This is a genomic window from Streptococcus suis (assembly GCF_902702775.1).
GTDB lineage: Bacteria > Bacillota > Bacilli > Lactobacillales > Streptococcaceae > Streptococcus > Streptococcus hashimotonensis.
Genome location: NZ_LR738724.1, coordinates 1,386,017 through 1,403,022, shown reverse-complemented (window position 1 = coordinate 1,403,022; position 17,006 = coordinate 1,386,017). Strand labels below are relative to the sequence as shown.

Sequence of the window (17,006 nt, the reverse complement as noted above, 5' to 3'; positions counted from 1 at the left end):
GTAGAAATATCCTTGTTTTTTCTATAACAAAAATAGACTTGCCGAGGCAAGTCTATTTTTGTGCTTAGTTTTTCTGATAAAACTTATTGTGTTGGTAAATTGGATCAAATGTTAAATTGATCCCAAGCTTACGAAGGACACTCTTATCTTCATCGGATAGGATAACAGTCGAATGGGCTTCGCTACCATTTAATTGCCCTAATTCTTTCATGGCACTCGCTGCAAGAGGGCTGTCTTGTGCAGTGATGGCAAGGGCGTTAAGAATCTCACTTGCATCGAGTCGTGTATTGGTTTTATCCAGATAATCTGCCTTCAATTCTTGAATTGGGCGGATGTAATTTGGTTCGATGAGAAGTGTTTCATCATCGATTTGTGCGATTTGCTTGATGGCATTGAGAAGAACAGTTGCAGTTGGTTTGAGGAGGTCTGATGTTTTACCTGTTACAATCTCTCCAGTTGGCAACTGAATAGCAAGGGCAGGGCTAGTTGTCAGCTCTGCTTTTTCGCGCGCAGCGATAACAACCTTACGATCGGCTGGTGTCACACCGACTTCATTCATGAGGAGCTCAATCTTTTTAACTGCTTGCTCGCTCACCCGCTCTGCCTTGAAATCAACCAAGGTCTGGTAGTAGCGGCGGATGATTTCTTGCTTGGATGCTTCGATCGCAGCCTCTTCGTCTACGATGGAGTAGCCCACCATGTTGACCCCCATGTCTGTCGGTGAGGCATATGGTGATTTGTTCAAAATACGTTCAAAGGTACGGTTGAGGACAGGGAATACTTCGATGTCACGGTTGTAGTTGACCGCAGTTTTGCCGTAGGTTTGCAGGTGGAAGGGGTCGATCATGTTGAGGTCGTCCAGGTCGGCAGTTGCCGCCTCATAGGCCAGGTTGACTGGGTGGTGGAGAGGCAAGTTCCAGACAGGGAAGGTTTCAAACTTAGCATAGCCTGATGTTACGCCGTGCAGTTGGTCGTGGTAAAGTTGGGAGATACAAGTCGCCAATTTACCTGAACCAGGTCCAGGTGCGGTAACAACGACGAGATTGCGACTGGTTTCGATGTAGTCATTTTTGCCCATACCTTCTGGTGAGATGATGTGGTCAATATCAGAAGGATAGCCTTTGATTGGGTAGTGGAGATAGGACTTGATACCATGTTTTTCCAACTGCTTGCGGAAGGCATCCGCAGCTGGTTGGTTGCGGTATTGGGTAATGACGACAGAACCAACATAAATATCAATATCATTGAAGGTGTCAATCAAGCGGAAGACTTCTTGGTCATAAGAAATACCCAAGTCGCCACGTGCCTTAGAATGTTCGATATTACTGGCATTGATGGCGATGACGATTTCTACTTGGTCTTTCAACTCTTGGAGGAGTTTGATTTTGTTATCTGGTTCATAGCCAGGTAAAACACGGGCTGCGTGGAAATCTTCCAGCATTTTTCCGCCAAATTCCATATAGAGCTTGCCTTCAAACTGAGCAATTCGTTCTAAAATATGGTCACGTTGCAAATTCAAATATTTATTTGAATCAAATGCGATTTTCTTCATCCAATAAGTCCTCCAAATGTGTAATTTTCTCTGGGAAAAACAAAAATAGCTCCCTAAAACTAGGGAGCCTTTTCTCCGACCTCTCAAAAGAGGTGCCCGAACAATACTATAACAAACTGTGCTAATCTTGTCAAGAAAAAGTCAGATGGAACAAAAATTAAACAAATGCTTAAAAAATATTTAATTTTTATAAAATTAAGTATTGACTTTATTTAAATAAAGTGTAAAATAATATTAAACAAATATTTAATCTAAGTTTAAGGAGATGTTTATGAAAAAACTAGTCAACAATAAATTATTTCTATCTAGCTTTGTGGCAGACTTGATTTCTAACTTTGGAGATACGCTTTACTATCTGGCTTTGATGAACTATGTCCTGTTTCTACCAGATACCAAGTTTGCCTTGGCTATGATTACGGCTTCTGAAACTTTGCCGATTTTGGCAGGTCTCTTTATCGGGATTTGGGCAGATAAGACGAAAAATAAATTGGATACCATTCTTGCAACCCTGCTGGTTCGTGTCGGCCTGTATACCCTTGTTGGTCTCTTAATGGGCTTTGCCCCAGCTCTCTGGATTGTAGCAGTCGTATGTGTCATCAACTTCTTGTCTGATTTGGCAGGTCAATATGAAAATGGTCTTTATCTGCCTGTCAGCCTGCGGGTTGTGGCAGCAGAGGATCGCGAAACAGCCATGGCCTTCAAAATGACAGTCAAATCACTCTTTCAGATTGCATTTCAAGCCAGCGGAGCCATCCTGATCGGATTTATGTCTTATCAACAACTTGCCTTCTTCAATGCTGGTACCTTCTTGGTTAGTCTGGCTATTATGGCAATTCTTCGTCCAGCTTTTGCTAAATTACTGAAAGAAAATCCTATCCAGCAGGCCGAGCAAGTAGAAACTGAAGCTGGGATTGTCAAAGGAATTGGTCAGAGCCTCAAAGAATCCTACCAAGCTGTGCAGAATATTCCCGTACTTAAAGCGTCAATCATCACCATTGCTAGCTTGAATGCCATCTTTACAGCTCTCTCTCCCTTGGTGGTTTTAAATATGAAGGAGTTTTCAGATTTTGTAATTGTCAATGCGGGGACAACGGTGGCTTTGATTTCCATTCTCTTCTCAGTTGGTAGTATTTTGGGTTCAAGCGTGGGGATGGCAGCCTTTAAAAATGTCAGTCTAATCAACCTGCTCAAGTTCTCTACTCTTATGCCAGTCTTACTTTTTTCAGGGATTTTTCTTCACAATATCTATATGGTGCTAGCTGTTCTCTTCGTAACGGCAATGACTTTGGGAATTTTCAATCCGAAAATGGGTGCTCTGGTTATGAATGAATTGCCAGAGGATAAATTGGCGACAGTTGGTGGAGGGATTGATGCCTTCTGTCAGATTGGTATGGTAGCAGGTCAAGCCTTGGTGTCATTGATGGTAATGTTCTTGTCTCCGACCAGTATTTCCCTTATCTTCCTCTTGCTTTCTGTGGGATTGTTGGGATATAGCATTTTTACAGGAAAAAATCCTGAAAAGATTGTAGCTAGTGCATAGATAGAAAAATTTGACTACTAGAAGGAAAATCGCTTGTGAAAAAAATTATCTGTAATAAAATATTCTTGTTCAGTTACCTAGCAGATGTGATTTCCAACTTTGGAGATACGCTTTACTATCTAGCTCTGATGAACTATGTCCTGTTTCTACCAGATACCAAGTTTGCTCTGGCTATGATTACGGTTTCTGAAACTCTGCCAATCTTGTCGGGACTTTTTATGGGAATCTGGGCTGATCGGACAAAAAACAAATTGGATACCATTCTAGCTACCTTAGTTGTACGTTTCGGTTTATATGCACTTGTTGGCTTCCTAATGGGATTTACACCAGCTCTCTGGATTGTAGCAGTCGTTTGTATGGTGAATTTCCTGTCTGACTTGGCTGGCCAATATGAAAACGGTCTTTATATGCCACTTAGCCTGCGGGTTGTTGCAGCAGAAGACCGTGAAACAGCCATGGCTTTTAAGAATACCGTGGGCGGCATCTTGATGATTGTCTTTCGATCTAGCGGTGCTATTCTCATCGGCTTCATGTCTTACCAGAATCTCGCCTTTTTCAATGCAGGGACCTTCTTGGTCAGTCTTGCGATTATGTCAGGTCTTCGTCCAGCTTTTGCCAAGTTGTTGAAAGAAAATCCTATCCAAGAAGTTGAACAAACTGAAACAGAAGCAGGCCTTATCAAAGGAGTCGGTCAGAGCCTAAAAGAATCTTATCAAGCCATTCAAAACATCCCTGTACTAAAGACTTCTATTCTGACCATTGCGGGTATCAATACGGTTATTAGTGCCGTATCTCCCTTGGTTATCCTGGCTATGAAGGAATTTCCAGACTTCGTGATTGTCAATTCTGGAATAACTCTTGCCTTGGTCTTTAATCTCTTTTCTGTCGGCTACATCCTTGGTTCTAGTTTAGGCATGGCTTTCTTCAAACATGTCAGCTTATCCAACCTGCTCAAATTTTGTACAGGTTTGTCGGTCATGCTGTTTGTCGGATTTTACTTTCATAATATCTATATTGTAATGGTAGTTATCTTACTCAATACCATGACGGCTGGTATTATCAATCCAAAATTGTATGCCCTGATAATGAATGAATTGCCAGAGGATAAATTGGCGACAATCAATGCAGGAATGGGGACTATATTTAATATTGGCATGCTTGCAGGTCAAGCCTTGGTAGCTCTGATGGTGACACTTTTGTCTGTCACAAGCATCTCCCTTATCTTCCTCTTGCTTTCTGTGGGGCTAGTAGGCTATACTATTCTTGTGGGTCATAAACCTAAAAATGAAGTAGCTCAAGTTTAGAAAGTATGCGTATGAAATTAGATTACCGAGATTATAGAAGCGAGATTGTCGAAAAGTTCTTTATTCCCTTGATTGTTAAGGAGCGTGAGGAGCCGTTTGAGGTGGATTTGTCACAAAAAGAGAGAGACATTCTCAAAGATGCCTTGGACATTCGTGATGAGATTGAAGAAAAGTTGACAGATTTTCGTCAGGAAGTCAACGAGGTCTTTGTTTGGGGTCATATCTTTAACATTTTGCATAGTCTTTATTTCTATCTCTTGAATGATGGGCAGGATCCAAAAACGATTGAGGAAGCCTGTCAGTTGATTGTAAAGCTGTCTCAAGAAGAAGTAGAAGAGGCCATGCGGACCATGTTGGCGTCTGAAAATGACGGACATCGCGAGAAAGACCTCAGCCTCATGGAACTCTTGGAAAAAACGGATAAAAAGCCAGCAGAGAAGTGGTACTGGTCACTGGCTATTCGCAATCCTTTGGAAACTGTTGAGCGGTCTGTCACTCTCTTAGACAAGCTGCTTCCAATCTATCAGCCTTACTTTGAAGAGGCAAGGGCAGAGAGGGAAGAATTTGCTCAGGAATTTGACATTGAAAAACTCTATCGAGAGTCCAAGCAGTTGTCCATGACTGGCTTGGATGCTTTAGGAGTGGAAACTGCCCAATTCTTCGTCCTCAGTCCTTGGAATTATTGGTTTGCTTATTATGGTAATGAACAATTTGACAATATGAAAGTTGCTTTGCTGGCTTCCTGTCGAATTGATCAGATAATGCTCTCAAATGACGAGCTAGATCTGGATGATTTGACAACGGCTCTTAAAGTCATCAGTGATAGCACGCGTTATCAGGTCTTGGTGGAGTTGACCAAGCCCCATGCCAAGAGCAAGGATATTGCAGAGCGATTGGCTATTACAGGGGCAGCAGTATCCTTCCACACTCAAAAGCTGATTAACGGCGACCTGCTTCTCTTTAATGCCAAAGACAAGAATGTCAAATACAGTGTCAATCGGGATTTACTCCAACAGGTGATTGATAAGTTGAAAGAGGATTTTGATTTGTAAAAAAGCCTTGTAAGTTAAGTCTTACAAGGTTCTTTTGTGCTTATACTCTTCGAAAATCAAAATCAGACGTTGTTGACTTGATTTGATGAACTTCAGTTCTATCCGCATCTTACGGTCACGAACCAAGTTCGTCTAATTTCCGACCTCCAACAGTCTATTCCCAGACTGTTGGAGCTAGTCTGTTTTTGATTTTCATTGAGTATTAATGATTAACCAGCTGAGCAGTTGGCAAGTGATGATGGTGATAAGGAAGACTAACCAACCTTGCTGTATTTTGGTCAGGGCACTAGTTTCTAGGAAGAAAAAGCTGATTTCGACTGGGATAACATGGATAAAATAATAATAGCTGGCGTATTCTTTGAGAAATTGGAATTTTTTCTGGCGGAAGAGGTCTGTGGTTAGAGTCCAGGCGACTAGATAGGCTGTGAATGGAATCAGGCTAAATAGAAAGTTCTTGTCGTAGCCCTGATTGAGATAGATGATTGTAGCCTCAAAAGTTAAAAGAGCTATGCAGACAAGTAGTTTGTTTTTTTGTCTGTATTGGAAAATGGGTTGATTGAGTTTGTCGGCTAGATAAAAGCCTGTCAGGACAAAAATCGGTGCGTAGAAGAGGCCGTTGCGGCTGGTGAAAAAGAAGGTTTTGTAGCTGTCAAATGCGGTCAGGAAAATCGATTCTGCCAGGTAGGAGGAGTAGGTTTCGACTGAGCCTAGGAGATAGAGAAGGCAGGCTAGACAACCTGTGATGCGCCAGCCCCATTTCTCCAAGGAAAAATGAACGAGGACAAGACCTAGAAAGAAAGCGGGCATGTACCAGAGTTGGTAGCTGGTGCCGGTGTAGGTCAGTCCGACTAGGAGTGCGAGGGGATAGTAGGGGAAGGGGATTTCTTGGAGTGTTAGGTAGATGAGGTAGAAGGGGAGGTAGAGGATGGACCAGGTCAGGTATTGTTTGCTGTAGCGGATCAGGTATTGTTTGGAGAGGCTGGGATAGTTACGTCGGAGGAAGAAGCTGGCTGTGACCATGAAGTAGGGAACGACCATGCGGCTAAAGATGGATTTTTGGATGAAGTGGAACTGGTCTGCTTCAAATAATCTGCGGCAATGGAGGGCGATGACTAAAATAGCTCCGATGAACTGGATGAAGGAGAGCAGGGATGTATTGAGTGGTTTTGTCTTATTTTGCATGTTAACATTTTTCTTTTTTCTTCCATTTTATCGAAATCTGATGAATATGTAAATGTTTGCAAAAAGATGTGGAGAGGTGCTGGCTGAAACTTAGTTGACAAGAGAAGTCCAGTGGAAAATATGGTATAATGTTAGGACGGAGTAAATGTAAACCATCTATTTCGTTTAAGTTAGAAAGGAGCATATAGATGAAAGATTTACATGCAAAATTATTGGCTGATTTTGGGATTGATTTTTCGGATTTGAATTTATTAGAAACGGCTTTTACCCATACTTCTTATGCCAATGAGCATCGCCTTCTAAAAATTTCACATAATGAGCGCTTGGAATTTTTAGGAGACGCTGTTCTCCAGTTGATGATTTCCAAATATCTCTATCAAAAATATCCTGATAGACCCGAAGGTGAGATGTCCAAGTTGCGTTCGACCTTTGTACGTGAGGAGTCTTTGGCTGGTTTTTCACGTGCTTGTGGTTTTGATCGGTTTCTTCGTCTTGGTAAGGGGGAAGAGAAGTCTGGAGGACGAAATCGCGATACTATTTTAGGAGATGCTTTCGAGGCGTTCTTAGGAGCTCTGCTATTGGACAAAGGGGAAAAGACCGTGGAGGAATTTATCCATAAGGTCATGATTCCTCGTTTAGAAAAAGGGAATTTTGAGCGCGTGACCGACTATAAGACTGCTTTGCAGGAAATTTTGCAGGTCAATGGTGAGATTGCTATTTCGTATCAAGTAATAGCTGAGTCTGGTCCTGCCCATGATAAGACCTTTGAAGTGGAGGTATCTGCTGATCAGCGTGTGATTGGTCGTGGTCGTGGTCGCTCTAAGAAATTAGCTGAACAAGCCGCCGCCAAAAATGCTGTGGAGGCTAGAGGATAGGTATGTATCTAAAATCAATTGAAATGCAGGGCTTTAAGTCCTTTGCGGATAAGACCAAAGTCGTCTTTGACCGTGGAGTGACTGCTGTTGTAGGGCCGAATGGTTCTGGCAAGTCCAATATTACAGAAAGTCTACGTTGGGCCTTGGGAGAGTCGTCTGCTAAAAGCTTACGTGGAGGCAAGATGCCAGATGTTATCTTTGCAGGAACGGAAAGCCGTAAGGCTCTTAACTATGCCTCGGTAGTCGTGACCTTGGATAATTCTAGCGGATTTATCGCGGATAAGGCTAAGGAAATTAAGGTTGAACGCCACATTTATCGTTCTGGTGATAGTGAGTACTTGATTGATGGGAAAAAGGTTCGTCTACGGGATATTCATGATCTTTTCATGGATACTGGCTTGGGTCGGGATTCTTTCTCTATTATTTCTCAAGGGCGGGTTGAGGCCATTTTTAATTCAAAACCTGAGGAACGCCGTGCAATTTTTGAAGAGGCGGCAGGGGTCTTAAAATACAAGACCCGTAAGAAAGAAACAGAAAGTAAGCTGGCTCAGGCTCAAGGGAATTTGGACCGCTTGGACGATATTATCTATGAACTGGATAATCAGGTCAAACCATTGGAGAAACAGGCACAAACTGCTAAGAAATTTCTAGAATTAGATGGTCAACGTAAGGAATTATACTTAGATGTTTTGGTGGCTCAGTTGTCGCTTGGTAAGGAAAAGTTATCGGAAAAAGAAGCCGAACTAGAATCTGTCAAAACTGAATTGACTAGCTACTACAAACAGCGTTCTGAGCTGGAGCAAGAAAATCAGAATTTGAAAGAGAAGCGCCACCGCCTGTCAGAACAATTGGAGCGTGAACAGGCAGTTCTGTTGGATTTGACCAAGTTAATCAGTGATTTAGAGCGAAAAATTGAGGTCCATAAACTGGAATCTAGTCAAAACGAATCAAGTCGTCAAGAAGCGCAGGCGCGTTTGGAAAACTTGTTGAATCGACGAGAGCAGTTGGCAGAACAGATTGAGCAAAAGCAAGAAACACTTGCGCAATTAGATAGTTCCTTGTCTAGCTTGAAAGAAGATATTGCTGCGGTAGACAAAGAAATTTCCTACTTTTCAGAAGATCCTGATCAGGTTTTAGATCATCTGCGCGAACAGTATGTTGCTCTGATGCAGGAAGAGGCAGAAGCTTCAAACCGTCTGACCAAGATTCAGCAGGATATTGCCAATCAAATCAGTCTTTCTGAGAGTAAATCGGAAGACTTGGCACGCTTACAGACGGAAAAACAAATAGCTCAAGAAGTACTTGATAAGAGTCGGAAAAGTTTGGAAGAAGCTGATCACGTTTTACGCCAGTTACTTGAGGGCTATCAGATCAAAAAAACAGAATTGGATCAAGTCCAGACTGCTTATCAGGCTGAGCAAGGTCGCTTGTTTGATTTGCTGGATCAGTTGAAAGGTAAGCAGGCTCGCCAGTCTAGTTTAGAAGCTATTTTAAAAAATCATTCCAATTTCTACGCAGGGGTTAAGGCTGTCTTACAGGCGGCGCCAAGCTTAGGAGGAATTATTGGAGCAGTCAGTGAACAATTGACCTTTGATACTCGTTACCAAACGGCTTTGGAAATTGCTCTTGGCGGTGCTAGTCAAAACGTCATCGTTGAAGATGAAGCGACTGCTAAACGAGCTATCGCATTTTTGAAAGAAAAACGGCAAGGACGGGCAACCTTCTTACCTCTAACAACTATTAAGCCACGTCAGCTTTCTGGACAGCAAGTCTCTTTACTAGAATCTTCAGAAGGATTCTTGGGGCTTGCAAGTGATTTGGTGACTTATCAGCCAAATTTAGATGCGATTTTCCAAAATTTGCTAGGCACTATCGCGATTTTTGATACCATTGACCATGCCAATCAGGCAGCGCGGGCAACCAAGTTTCAAGTGCGTATGGTGACCATGGATGGAGCGGAAATCCGTCCTGGTGGATCCTTTGCTGGTGGTAGCAATCGAAATAATAGCACGACCTTTATCAAACCAGAACTGGATGCTCTTTTAGGAGAAATAGCAGAGCTGTCTAGCCAGTTGCAGGAGCAAGAAAGCTTGGTTGCAGCTAAGAAAACTAGCTTAGACCAGACCAGAGAAGCCTTGGAAACGATTAAGGCGGAGGGGGAAGAAGCTAGATTGAACCAGCAGAGCGCAAGGATTCATCAGGAACAGGCAGAAAATAGCCTGGTTCAGCTATCAGCCCAGTATGACCTGCAAATGAGTCAGGTCAGTCCGACCATTTTGACTGAGCTAGAAGAGGCTGCTGCTAAGGAAGAAGTAAATGTCCAAGCCTTGAATGAGAAAAAACTAGCCTTGGATCAACAAATCAATCAAGTTCGTGATAATCGCGACAGTATTCAAGAAAGCTTGCAGAAACTACAGACTCAGAAGGGTCAACTAACTTTGGAACAGGCTGAACTCACTAGCCAACTTCGTTTTGAACAGACAGATCTGAGACGTTTGCAAGAAGAAAAAGTGGTTGCAGATAAGGAAATTTCTCTTTTAGAGGATATGATTGACCAGAAGCTAGAAGCTCTTGAAGATACTAGTATTGAGATTCTTGAAGAACAATTGCAGGCCGCATCTGATAAGCAAAACCAGACCAATCAGATTCTAATTCGCTTAAAGTTTGAATTGGAAGATATTGATGGGCAGTTTGAAGACTTGGAAGAAAGATTGCAACAAGCTCGGACTAAGAATGATGATTTGATTCGTAAGCAGGCTAAGTTAGAGGCGGATTGTGAGCAAGCGGGCGATAAATTACGGACTTTACTTGGTAATTTGACCGAGCATTTTAAATTGAGTTTTGAAGCTGCCCAGTCTCAGGCCAAGGAAGTTGAGAATCTTGCAGTTGCTGAACAAAGCCTCAAAGACCTAGAAAGAGCTATTCGTGCTTTGGGGCCAGTCAATTTGGATGCTATTGAGCAGTATGATGAGGTCAATAACCGTCTGACCTTCCTCAATGAGCAACGGACGGATATTTTGTCGGCGCGTGATTTGCTCTTGAATACCATTCATGAAATGGATGATGAAGTCAAGGAACGCTTTAAGGTTACCTTTGAAGCCATTCGCGAAAGCTTCAAGCAGACTTTCAGACAGATGTTTGGCGGTGGTTCTGCGGACTTGATTTTGACGGAGCAGGACATTTTGACTGCGGGTGTGGAGATTTCAGTTCAGCCTCCGGGTAAGAAAATCCAATCGCTCAACCTCATGTCAGGTGGCGAAAAAGCCCTCTCGGCCCTCGCTCTGCTATTTTCCATTATCCGCGTCAAGACCATTCCTTTTGTCATCTTGGACGAGGTGGAGGCAGCCTTGGACGAGGCCAATGTCAAGCGTTTTGGGGACTACCTCAACCGATTTGACAAGGACAGCCAGTTTATCGTCGTGACCCACCGGAAAGGGACCATGGCGGCAGCAGATGCTATGTATGGGGTGACCATGCAGGAATCTGGTGTGTCCAAGATTGTTTCTGTTAAACTGAAAGATGTGGACACTTTTACAGACTAAAATAGGAAAACTTGGAAATTTCCAGGTTTTTTCCTTTAGGAAAAATAGGAAATAGTGTGGATAAATGGTATAATAAAAGGACTGGACGGAGGTTGTTTGTTATGTATAAGAAAATTATCGCAACGGATATGGATGGTACCTTTTTACGAAGTGACCATGGATTTGATGCCAATCGGTTTCGAAATTTGTTGGAGACGTTTAAGGAAAAAGGCTACTTGTTTGTGGCGGCAAGTGGTCGTTCTCTGCCGAGTCTCAAACAGTTATTTGAAGAATTTTTAGATGACATCGCTTTGGTAGCTGAGAACGGAGCAGTTGTTGTTTATCGCAATCAGACCATCTACCTGGATGATCCCATTCAGCCGGCAACTTACCTTTCTTTAGTAGAGGAACTGGTGCAGAGTGGGCACGTAGCTGCACAACATGTGACCTTATCTGGCTTAACAGCTTCTTATATGCTGAAAGCAGTTGACACTGGACTTTATAATATTTTATCGGACTATTATCACGATATTGCTTTGGTGGAACAGTTTGAAGATATTTCTGAGCCGATTATTAAGTTGAATCTCTATGTCGATGAATCCAATCGTCAGTCAACTCAAGACTGGATTAATCATCATTTCAAACAATTGACTGCTGTTACAACTGGTTTTACCTCGATCGATATTATTTTGTCAGGTGTACACAAGGGAATTGGTTTATCTCATTTGTGCCAACACCTTAGTCTAACAGGAAAGGAACTGATTGCCTTTGGAGACAACCAAAATGATCTGGAGATGTTGAAACAGGCAGCAGTCTCAATCGCAACTGCGAATGCCATAGATGAGGTAAAGGCTCAAGCAGACCTAGTCATTGGTCATTGTGATGATGAATCTGTCATAGAATACATGGAGGAATTAGCAAATGGCAATTAAGTTGATTGCGTTGGATTTAGATGGAACGCTTCTGACATCTGATAAACGGATTTCAGAGGCCAATAAAAAGGCCTTGCAAGCAGCACGTGATTGTGGCGTCTATGTGGTTCTAACCACAGGTCGTCCCTTGCAGGCTATTGGAGGTTTCTTAGAAGAACTAGATTTACTTGGAGAAAATCAATATTCTATCACTTTTAATGGTGGTCTGGTTCAGGAAAATACTGGCCGGATTTTAGATAAAACGGGTTTCACCATTGAAGATGTCCGTACCATCCGTCGTGTGACAAATGAATTGGATTTGCCATTGGATGTTTTGTACGGCGGAGATGTTTACTCGCTTCCAGCTGCCCATGAATCTCTTTACCTAACAGCCAATCCACTTTTGAATAAAATCAATGTTTCAGATGAGGAGCTGCCAGAAGAGTTTGTCTACAATAAGGCAGTCTCAGCAGTAGATGCAGCATTTCTAGATGGTCAAATTCCAAAAATTCCTGAGGAATTGTACGATCGTTTCGAGATTTTCAAATCGCGGGATATCTTGCTTGAGTGGAGTCCTAAAGGGGTTCACAAGGCAAACGGTTTGGCCAAGTTGATTGGACATCTGGGGATTGACCAGTCAGAAGTCATGTCCTGTGGTGATGAAGGAAATGACTTGTCTATGATTGAATGGGCTGGTTTAGGGGTTGCCATGGCAAACGCAACTGAAGAAATCAAATCAGCAGCCAAGGTAGTCTTACCCAAAACTAATGATGAAGATGGTATTGCTTGGGCCATCGAGCACTATGTATTGAATGAGGACTAAGTATGGGATTATTTGATCGATTATTTGGACAAGAAAAACAAGAGGAGCAGGTTGCTCTTGTTGAAGAAGTGGAAAGGGAGCAGTCGGCTTCTAGCGAAGATACAGTAACTACTGAAGTTGAGTCAGCTACTCAAGAAATGGAAGAGTTCCAGTCTGAAGTAGCAGAGCCTGAATTGACAGCTGAACAAGAAGCTCAGAAACAACGGACCTTAGACATGATGGCTCAATATTATGCAGCCAAAGAAGCCGCTGCAGCTCGTGTTAAGGAAGCGCAGGAACAAGGCTTTGACCCTGCTATTCAAACCAAGGTCAAGGAAGAGCCTGTTGAGGAAGTTGTTCCAGTAGAGCAAGAAAGTGAGCAGGACAAGTACCAGCGTACCTTGAAAAAGACGCGTACAGGATTTGGGGCAAGGCTCAATGAATTCTTTGCCAATTTCCGTTCGGTTGATGAAGAATTTTTCGAAGAGTTGGAAGAAATGCTGATTTTGTCAGACGTTGGTGTGCAAGTAGCTTCGACTCTGACAGAGGAGCTCCGCTATGAGGCCAAGCTACAAAATGCCAAGAAGACAGATGAACTCCGTCGGGTTATCATCGAAAAATTGGTGGATATTTACGAAAAAGATGGTCAGTTCAGCGAGCAAATCAATTTCCAAGATGATTTGACAGTCATGCTCTTTGTCGGTGTCAACGGCGTTGGGAAGACGACCTCTATCGGTAAGTTAGCCTACAAGTACAAGCAGGCTGGCAAGACGGTCATGTTGGTCGCAGCGGACACCTTCCGTGCGGGTGCGGTAGCCCAGCTGGCTGAGTGGGGTCGCCGTGTCGATGTGCCTGTGGTCACAGGTCCAGAAAAGTCAGACCCAGCTAGTGTGGTCTTTGATGGGGTAAAACGTGCCGTGGCAGAAGGTGTGGATATTCTCATGATTGACACAGCAGGTCGTTTGCAAAATAAAGAAAATCTCATGGCAGAGCTGGAAAAAATTGGTCGCATCATCAAACGGACTCTGCCTGATGCACCGCATGAAACTCTCTTAGCACTGGATGCCTCCACAGGTCAAAACGCCCTTAGCCAAGCCAAGGAATTTGCAAAAATTACTCCATTGACTGGGCTAGTCTTGACCAAGCTAGACGGTACAGCCAAGGGTGGTGTCGTTCTTGCCATCCGTCAGGAACTGGATATTCCAGTTAAACTGATTGGTTTCGGTGAGAAAATCGATGATATCGGTGAATTCAAATCCGAAGAGTTCATGCGTGGACTCTTGGAAGGATTGGTGTAATATTGAAAAAAGTCGTTAGTTGAAAAACTAGCGACTTTTTCTATCTGTATGCAACAGTGAGTAAATGGCAATATCCACAATACCACGATTGTTTCGAGCGGCTTGGCGGAGAGTTCCTTCATAGGTCATACCGACTTTTTCCATGACACGACCAGAAGGACGATTTTCACTATCGTGAACAGCTGTAATCCGTAAACAGCCCACTTCCTCCAATAAATAGTGATTAACAGCTTCAAGAGCTTCGGTCATATAACTTTGCCCCCACCATTTACTGCCCAACACCCAACCTAATTCAGCAGCTTGGACTCTTTCATCAAGGCTAACAACGGAAATATCTCCAATGGGTTGCTGATTTTCTTTGAGCTCAATTACCCACCTGTATGTTTTTTCCTGTGAATAGGATTGAAGACAGAACTGGACATAGTCTTCAGTATCTTGGAGTGTCTGATGAGTTGGCCAGGTCAGATAGGTGGTAACCTTTTCATCTGAAGTCCAGTTTTGGAAAACTGATTCAACATCGCTTGCTTGAAAAGGGCGTAAAACTAGGCGTTCTGTTTCTAAAATCTGAGTTCCTTTATGTTGCATCTTATTTCCTCCTCAATAATGCCTCAATCCAGTCGGGTGCGTAGGCAGAAGTACAGCCTTTTGGAACCTTCATATCGGAATAGACAGCGAGTTCCTGACCGATTGCAAAACCTTGCTCCAGATAGTCAGGATAGGCAACGGCAATCTCCACCAAGCATTGGTTCATGGTCCATTGAACCTGCGGGTCTGCGGTTTGCAAATGCAGGCGAATATGTTCTAGAGTTTCTTCAATTTCTTGGTTTGTTGCTGTTTTTCCAGCAAAGTATTTGGCACTGAGGAACCAGCCAAGTCTGTTAAAGATGGCCTCGTCTTTGGCAAGTAAGATTTCTTCCCAATCCTTGCTGTCTTTTCGTTTGCTGAGAATGATAGAAGCCAGTTTGTCTAGGACATTAACAGAAACTTCTTCATTGAGGCAATTCTCTAGGTCAGCTTGGGGAAGCTGATCAGGCTTATTTTTTGCAATTTGAATAGCTAAATATTGTGCTTCTAGGACACCTGTTTGCCAGAGTGGAGCAAACAAGTCCAGTCGATTTTTATAGGCCTTGGCGATACCAGAAATAGCTCCCATTGGAACGCCGTAGTAGGGCTTGGTTTCGCCAATTTTTTCATAACGCTTGAGGGTGCCAGCATGGCTGGCTGCTTCAAGTTGGGTGAGAATGGTGTTCATTTCAGTCATAAATATCTCCGAAAAAAACTGGATTGCTCCAGTTTTTATATGTAGTCGTTTAGTTTGCTTTTAGTACAAGGCAACGAACTGTAGGTTGCTAGAACAGCCCAGAGGCTGTTCTAGGTTGGAAATAAGACATGCGAAGCAAGTCACTTTCGTGGAGTACGGCAAAGCGAGTTAACGAAGTAATCAAAGATAAACTAAATGACTACTTCAATAAGCCACGTTCACGATACCATACATCAGGTGTCCAAACCCACTTGCAACCGTAGCTTTCTAGCAAATCAAATGCTGCCTCAGGTCCCATAGTTCCAGCTGGATAGGTGTGGAGTGGGACTTGATTGCTTGCCCACAAATCAACAATGCGGTCAATCAAGCTCCAGCTCGCCTTCACTTCTTCCCAATGGCTAAAGTTAGTAGAATCACCATTTAGGACATCGAAAAATAGTTTTTCGTAGGCTTCGGGTGAATTTCCAAGAGCAGTTGCATTGTGGCGGAAGTTGAGTTTGGCAGGTGTAAGAGCAAAATGGGAACCAACTTCCTTACCGTTGATAGAGAGCATAAAGCCTTCAGTTGGTTGGATGAAGATGGTCAATACATTGGCCTCAGAAGGCTGACCAAAAATATCTTCCGCATGCTTGAAGATGATGGTCACGCGCGTGCCCTTTTCTGTCAGACGTTTACCTGTACGGAAGAAGAAAGGTACATCACGGAAACGGTCAGTATCAACGAAGAAGACACCTCCTGCAAAGGTTTCTGTCTGAGAACCTTCGGCAATATTTGGTTCATCCAAGTAGCTAACATAGTCTTTTCCGTCGATGGAACCTGCTGCATATTGACCACGGATGAAGTTGCGTTTGAGGTCCTCATCAGAAGGCTGACGAAGGTGTTGGAAGACCTTGATCTTTTCAGCGCGGACATCTTCCTCTTTGAAGCTGGCTGGCTTATCCATTGCTAGAAGGGATAGGACTTGAAGGGCATGGTTTTGCACCATGTCTTTTAAGGCGCCAGAATGATCGTAGTAGCCCCCACGATCCTCAACACCAATCGCTTCAGCAAATGTAATTTGGACGTTATCGATGTAATCGCGGTTCCAAATATGCTCAAAAATGATATTGGCAAAGCGAACCGCAAAGATATTTTGTACCATTTCCTTGCCTAGGTAATGGTCGATACGGTAGATTTGGTCTTCATTGAAGGCTGCTGCCAATTCATCATTGAGTTTGGTAGCTGTAGCAAGGCTAGTTCCGAAAGGTTTTTCAATAATCAAGCGTTCAAAACCTTGTCCATCAACGATCTGCTCAGACTTGAGGTGTTTGGCAATAGTTCCGAAAAATTCAGGTGCCATAGAGAGGAAGAAGACCTTGTTGTGCTGGGTATCGTATTTTTCACACAAGTCATCCTGCAATTTACGAAGAGCTACATAATGTTCCGTGTCATTGACATCGTGGCTTTGGTAGTAGAAATGACTTGCAAATTCATGAGCTTGACGTGGTGTGTCAGGCAGATCACCTAGTGATTCAATGACGGTTTGCTCAAAAAATTCCTTGGTCCAGGGTCTGCGAGCTGTACCAATTACTGCAAAATTTTCTCGGATATGGCCTGCCTTATAAAGACGGAAGAGGGATGGATAGAGTTTGCGTTTGGCAAGGTCGCCACTAGCACCAAAAATTGTAAACAATACATGTGATGACATAATTTCATTCCTATCTGTTGA

13 protein-coding genes are annotated in these 17,006 nt (G+C 43.1%); 8 read left to right on the top strand and 5 right to left on the bottom strand.

Features of this window, described 5'->3' with window-relative positions; all coding sequences use genetic code 11:
* Positions 1-64: 64 nt before the first annotated feature.
* Positions 65-1,552, bottom strand: a complete 1,488-nt coding sequence (locus GPW69_RS06915; RefSeq protein WP_029171371.1) for a DUF1846 domain-containing protein — start codon at positions 1,550-1,552, stop codon at positions 65-67.
* Between the two features lie 271 nt (positions 1,553-1,823).
* Here GPW69_RS06915 and GPW69_RS06910 point away from each other — a divergent pair, with 271 nt between their 5' ends.
* Genes GPW69_RS06910 through GPW69_RS06900 form a run of 3 tightly spaced genes read left to right on the top strand, consistent with a single transcriptional unit; the run spans position 1,824 to position 5,448 of the window.
* Entirely contained in the window at positions 1,824-3,092 is a 1,269-nt protein-coding gene (locus tag GPW69_RS06910; protein ID WP_044761674.1) for an MFS transporter, read from the top strand.
* A gap of 35 nt (positions 3,093-3,127) precedes the next feature.
* Positions 3,128-4,396 carry an MFS transporter gene (locus GPW69_RS06905; protein ID WP_074391836.1) on the top strand — a complete coding sequence of 423 codons (1,269 nt, stop codon included), beginning with the start codon at positions 3,128-3,130 and terminating at the stop codon, positions 4,394-4,396.
* A gap of 11 nt (positions 4,397-4,407) precedes the next feature.
* Positions 4,408-5,448 carry an ArsR/SmtB family transcription factor gene (locus tag GPW69_RS06900; RefSeq protein WP_074391947.1) on the top strand — a complete coding sequence of 347 codons (1,041 nt, stop codon included), beginning with the start codon at positions 4,408-4,410 and terminating at the stop codon, positions 5,446-5,448.
* 192 nt (positions 5,449-5,640) lie between these two features.
* Here the strand turns inward: GPW69_RS06900 and GPW69_RS06890 are convergent, their stop codons facing one another.
* The gene (locus tag GPW69_RS06890) at positions 5,641-6,630 is read right to left on the bottom strand and encodes an acyltransferase family protein (protein WP_074391837.1); all 990 of its coding nucleotides are present in this window, start codon (positions 6,628-6,630) and stop codon (positions 5,641-5,643) included.
* A 188-nt stretch (positions 6,631-6,818) separates the two neighbouring features.
* Here GPW69_RS06890 and rnc point away from each other — a divergent pair, with 188 nt between their 5' ends.
* The 5 genes from rnc (at position 6,819) to ftsY (ending at position 14,037) form a co-directional block, all read left to right on the top strand.
* Entirely contained in the window at positions 6,819-7,505 is a 687-nt protein-coding gene (gene rnc, locus GPW69_RS06885) for a ribonuclease III (protein WP_012028264.1), read from the top strand.
* 2 nt (positions 7,506-7,507) lie between these two features.
* On the top strand, positions 7,508-11,047 hold the full coding sequence (gene smc, locus GPW69_RS06880; protein WP_074391838.1) for a chromosome segregation protein SMC: 3,540 nt from the start codon (positions 7,508-7,510) through the stop codon (positions 11,045-11,047).
* Positions 11,048-11,148: 101 nt separating this feature from the next.
* Complete coding sequence (locus tag GPW69_RS06875; protein ID WP_074391839.1) at positions 11,149-11,958, top strand: Cof-type HAD-IIB family hydrolase; 810 nt, start codon at positions 11,149-11,151, stop codon at positions 11,956-11,958.
* Entirely contained in the window at positions 11,948-12,760 is an 813-nt protein-coding gene (locus tag GPW69_RS06870) for a Cof-type HAD-IIB family hydrolase (protein WP_074391840.1), read from the top strand. Before GPW69_RS06875 ends, GPW69_RS06870 begins: the two co-directional genes overlap by 11 nt.
* Positions 12,761-12,762: 2 nt before the next feature.
* Entirely contained in the window at positions 12,763-14,037 is a 1,275-nt protein-coding gene (ftsY, locus tag GPW69_RS06865) for a signal recognition particle-docking protein FtsY (RefSeq protein ID WP_074391841.1), read from the top strand.
* A gap of 27 nt (positions 14,038-14,064) precedes the next feature.
* On the opposite strand, the gene GPW69_RS06860 is transcribed toward ftsY, so the two are convergent.
* The 3 genes from GPW69_RS06860 to zwf all read right to left on the bottom strand — a co-directional run bounded on the left by GPW69_RS06860 (position 14,065) and on the right by zwf (position 16,985).
* Positions 14,065-14,622, bottom strand: coding sequence for a GNAT family N-acetyltransferase (locus tag GPW69_RS06860; protein ID WP_074391842.1), 558 nt, complete (start codon positions 14,620-14,622; stop codon positions 14,065-14,067).
* Between the two features lies 1 nt (position 14,623).
* On the bottom strand, positions 14,624-15,298 hold the full coding sequence (locus GPW69_RS06855; protein ID WP_074391843.1) for a DNA alkylation repair protein: 675 nt from the start codon (positions 15,296-15,298) through the stop codon (positions 14,624-14,626).
* Positions 15,299-15,497: 199 nt separating this feature from the next.
* Complete coding sequence (gene zwf, locus GPW69_RS06850) at positions 15,498-16,985, bottom strand: glucose-6-phosphate dehydrogenase (protein WP_074391844.1); 1,488 nt, start codon at positions 16,983-16,985, stop codon at positions 15,498-15,500.
* Between the last annotated feature and the right edge of the window lie 21 nt (positions 16,986-17,006).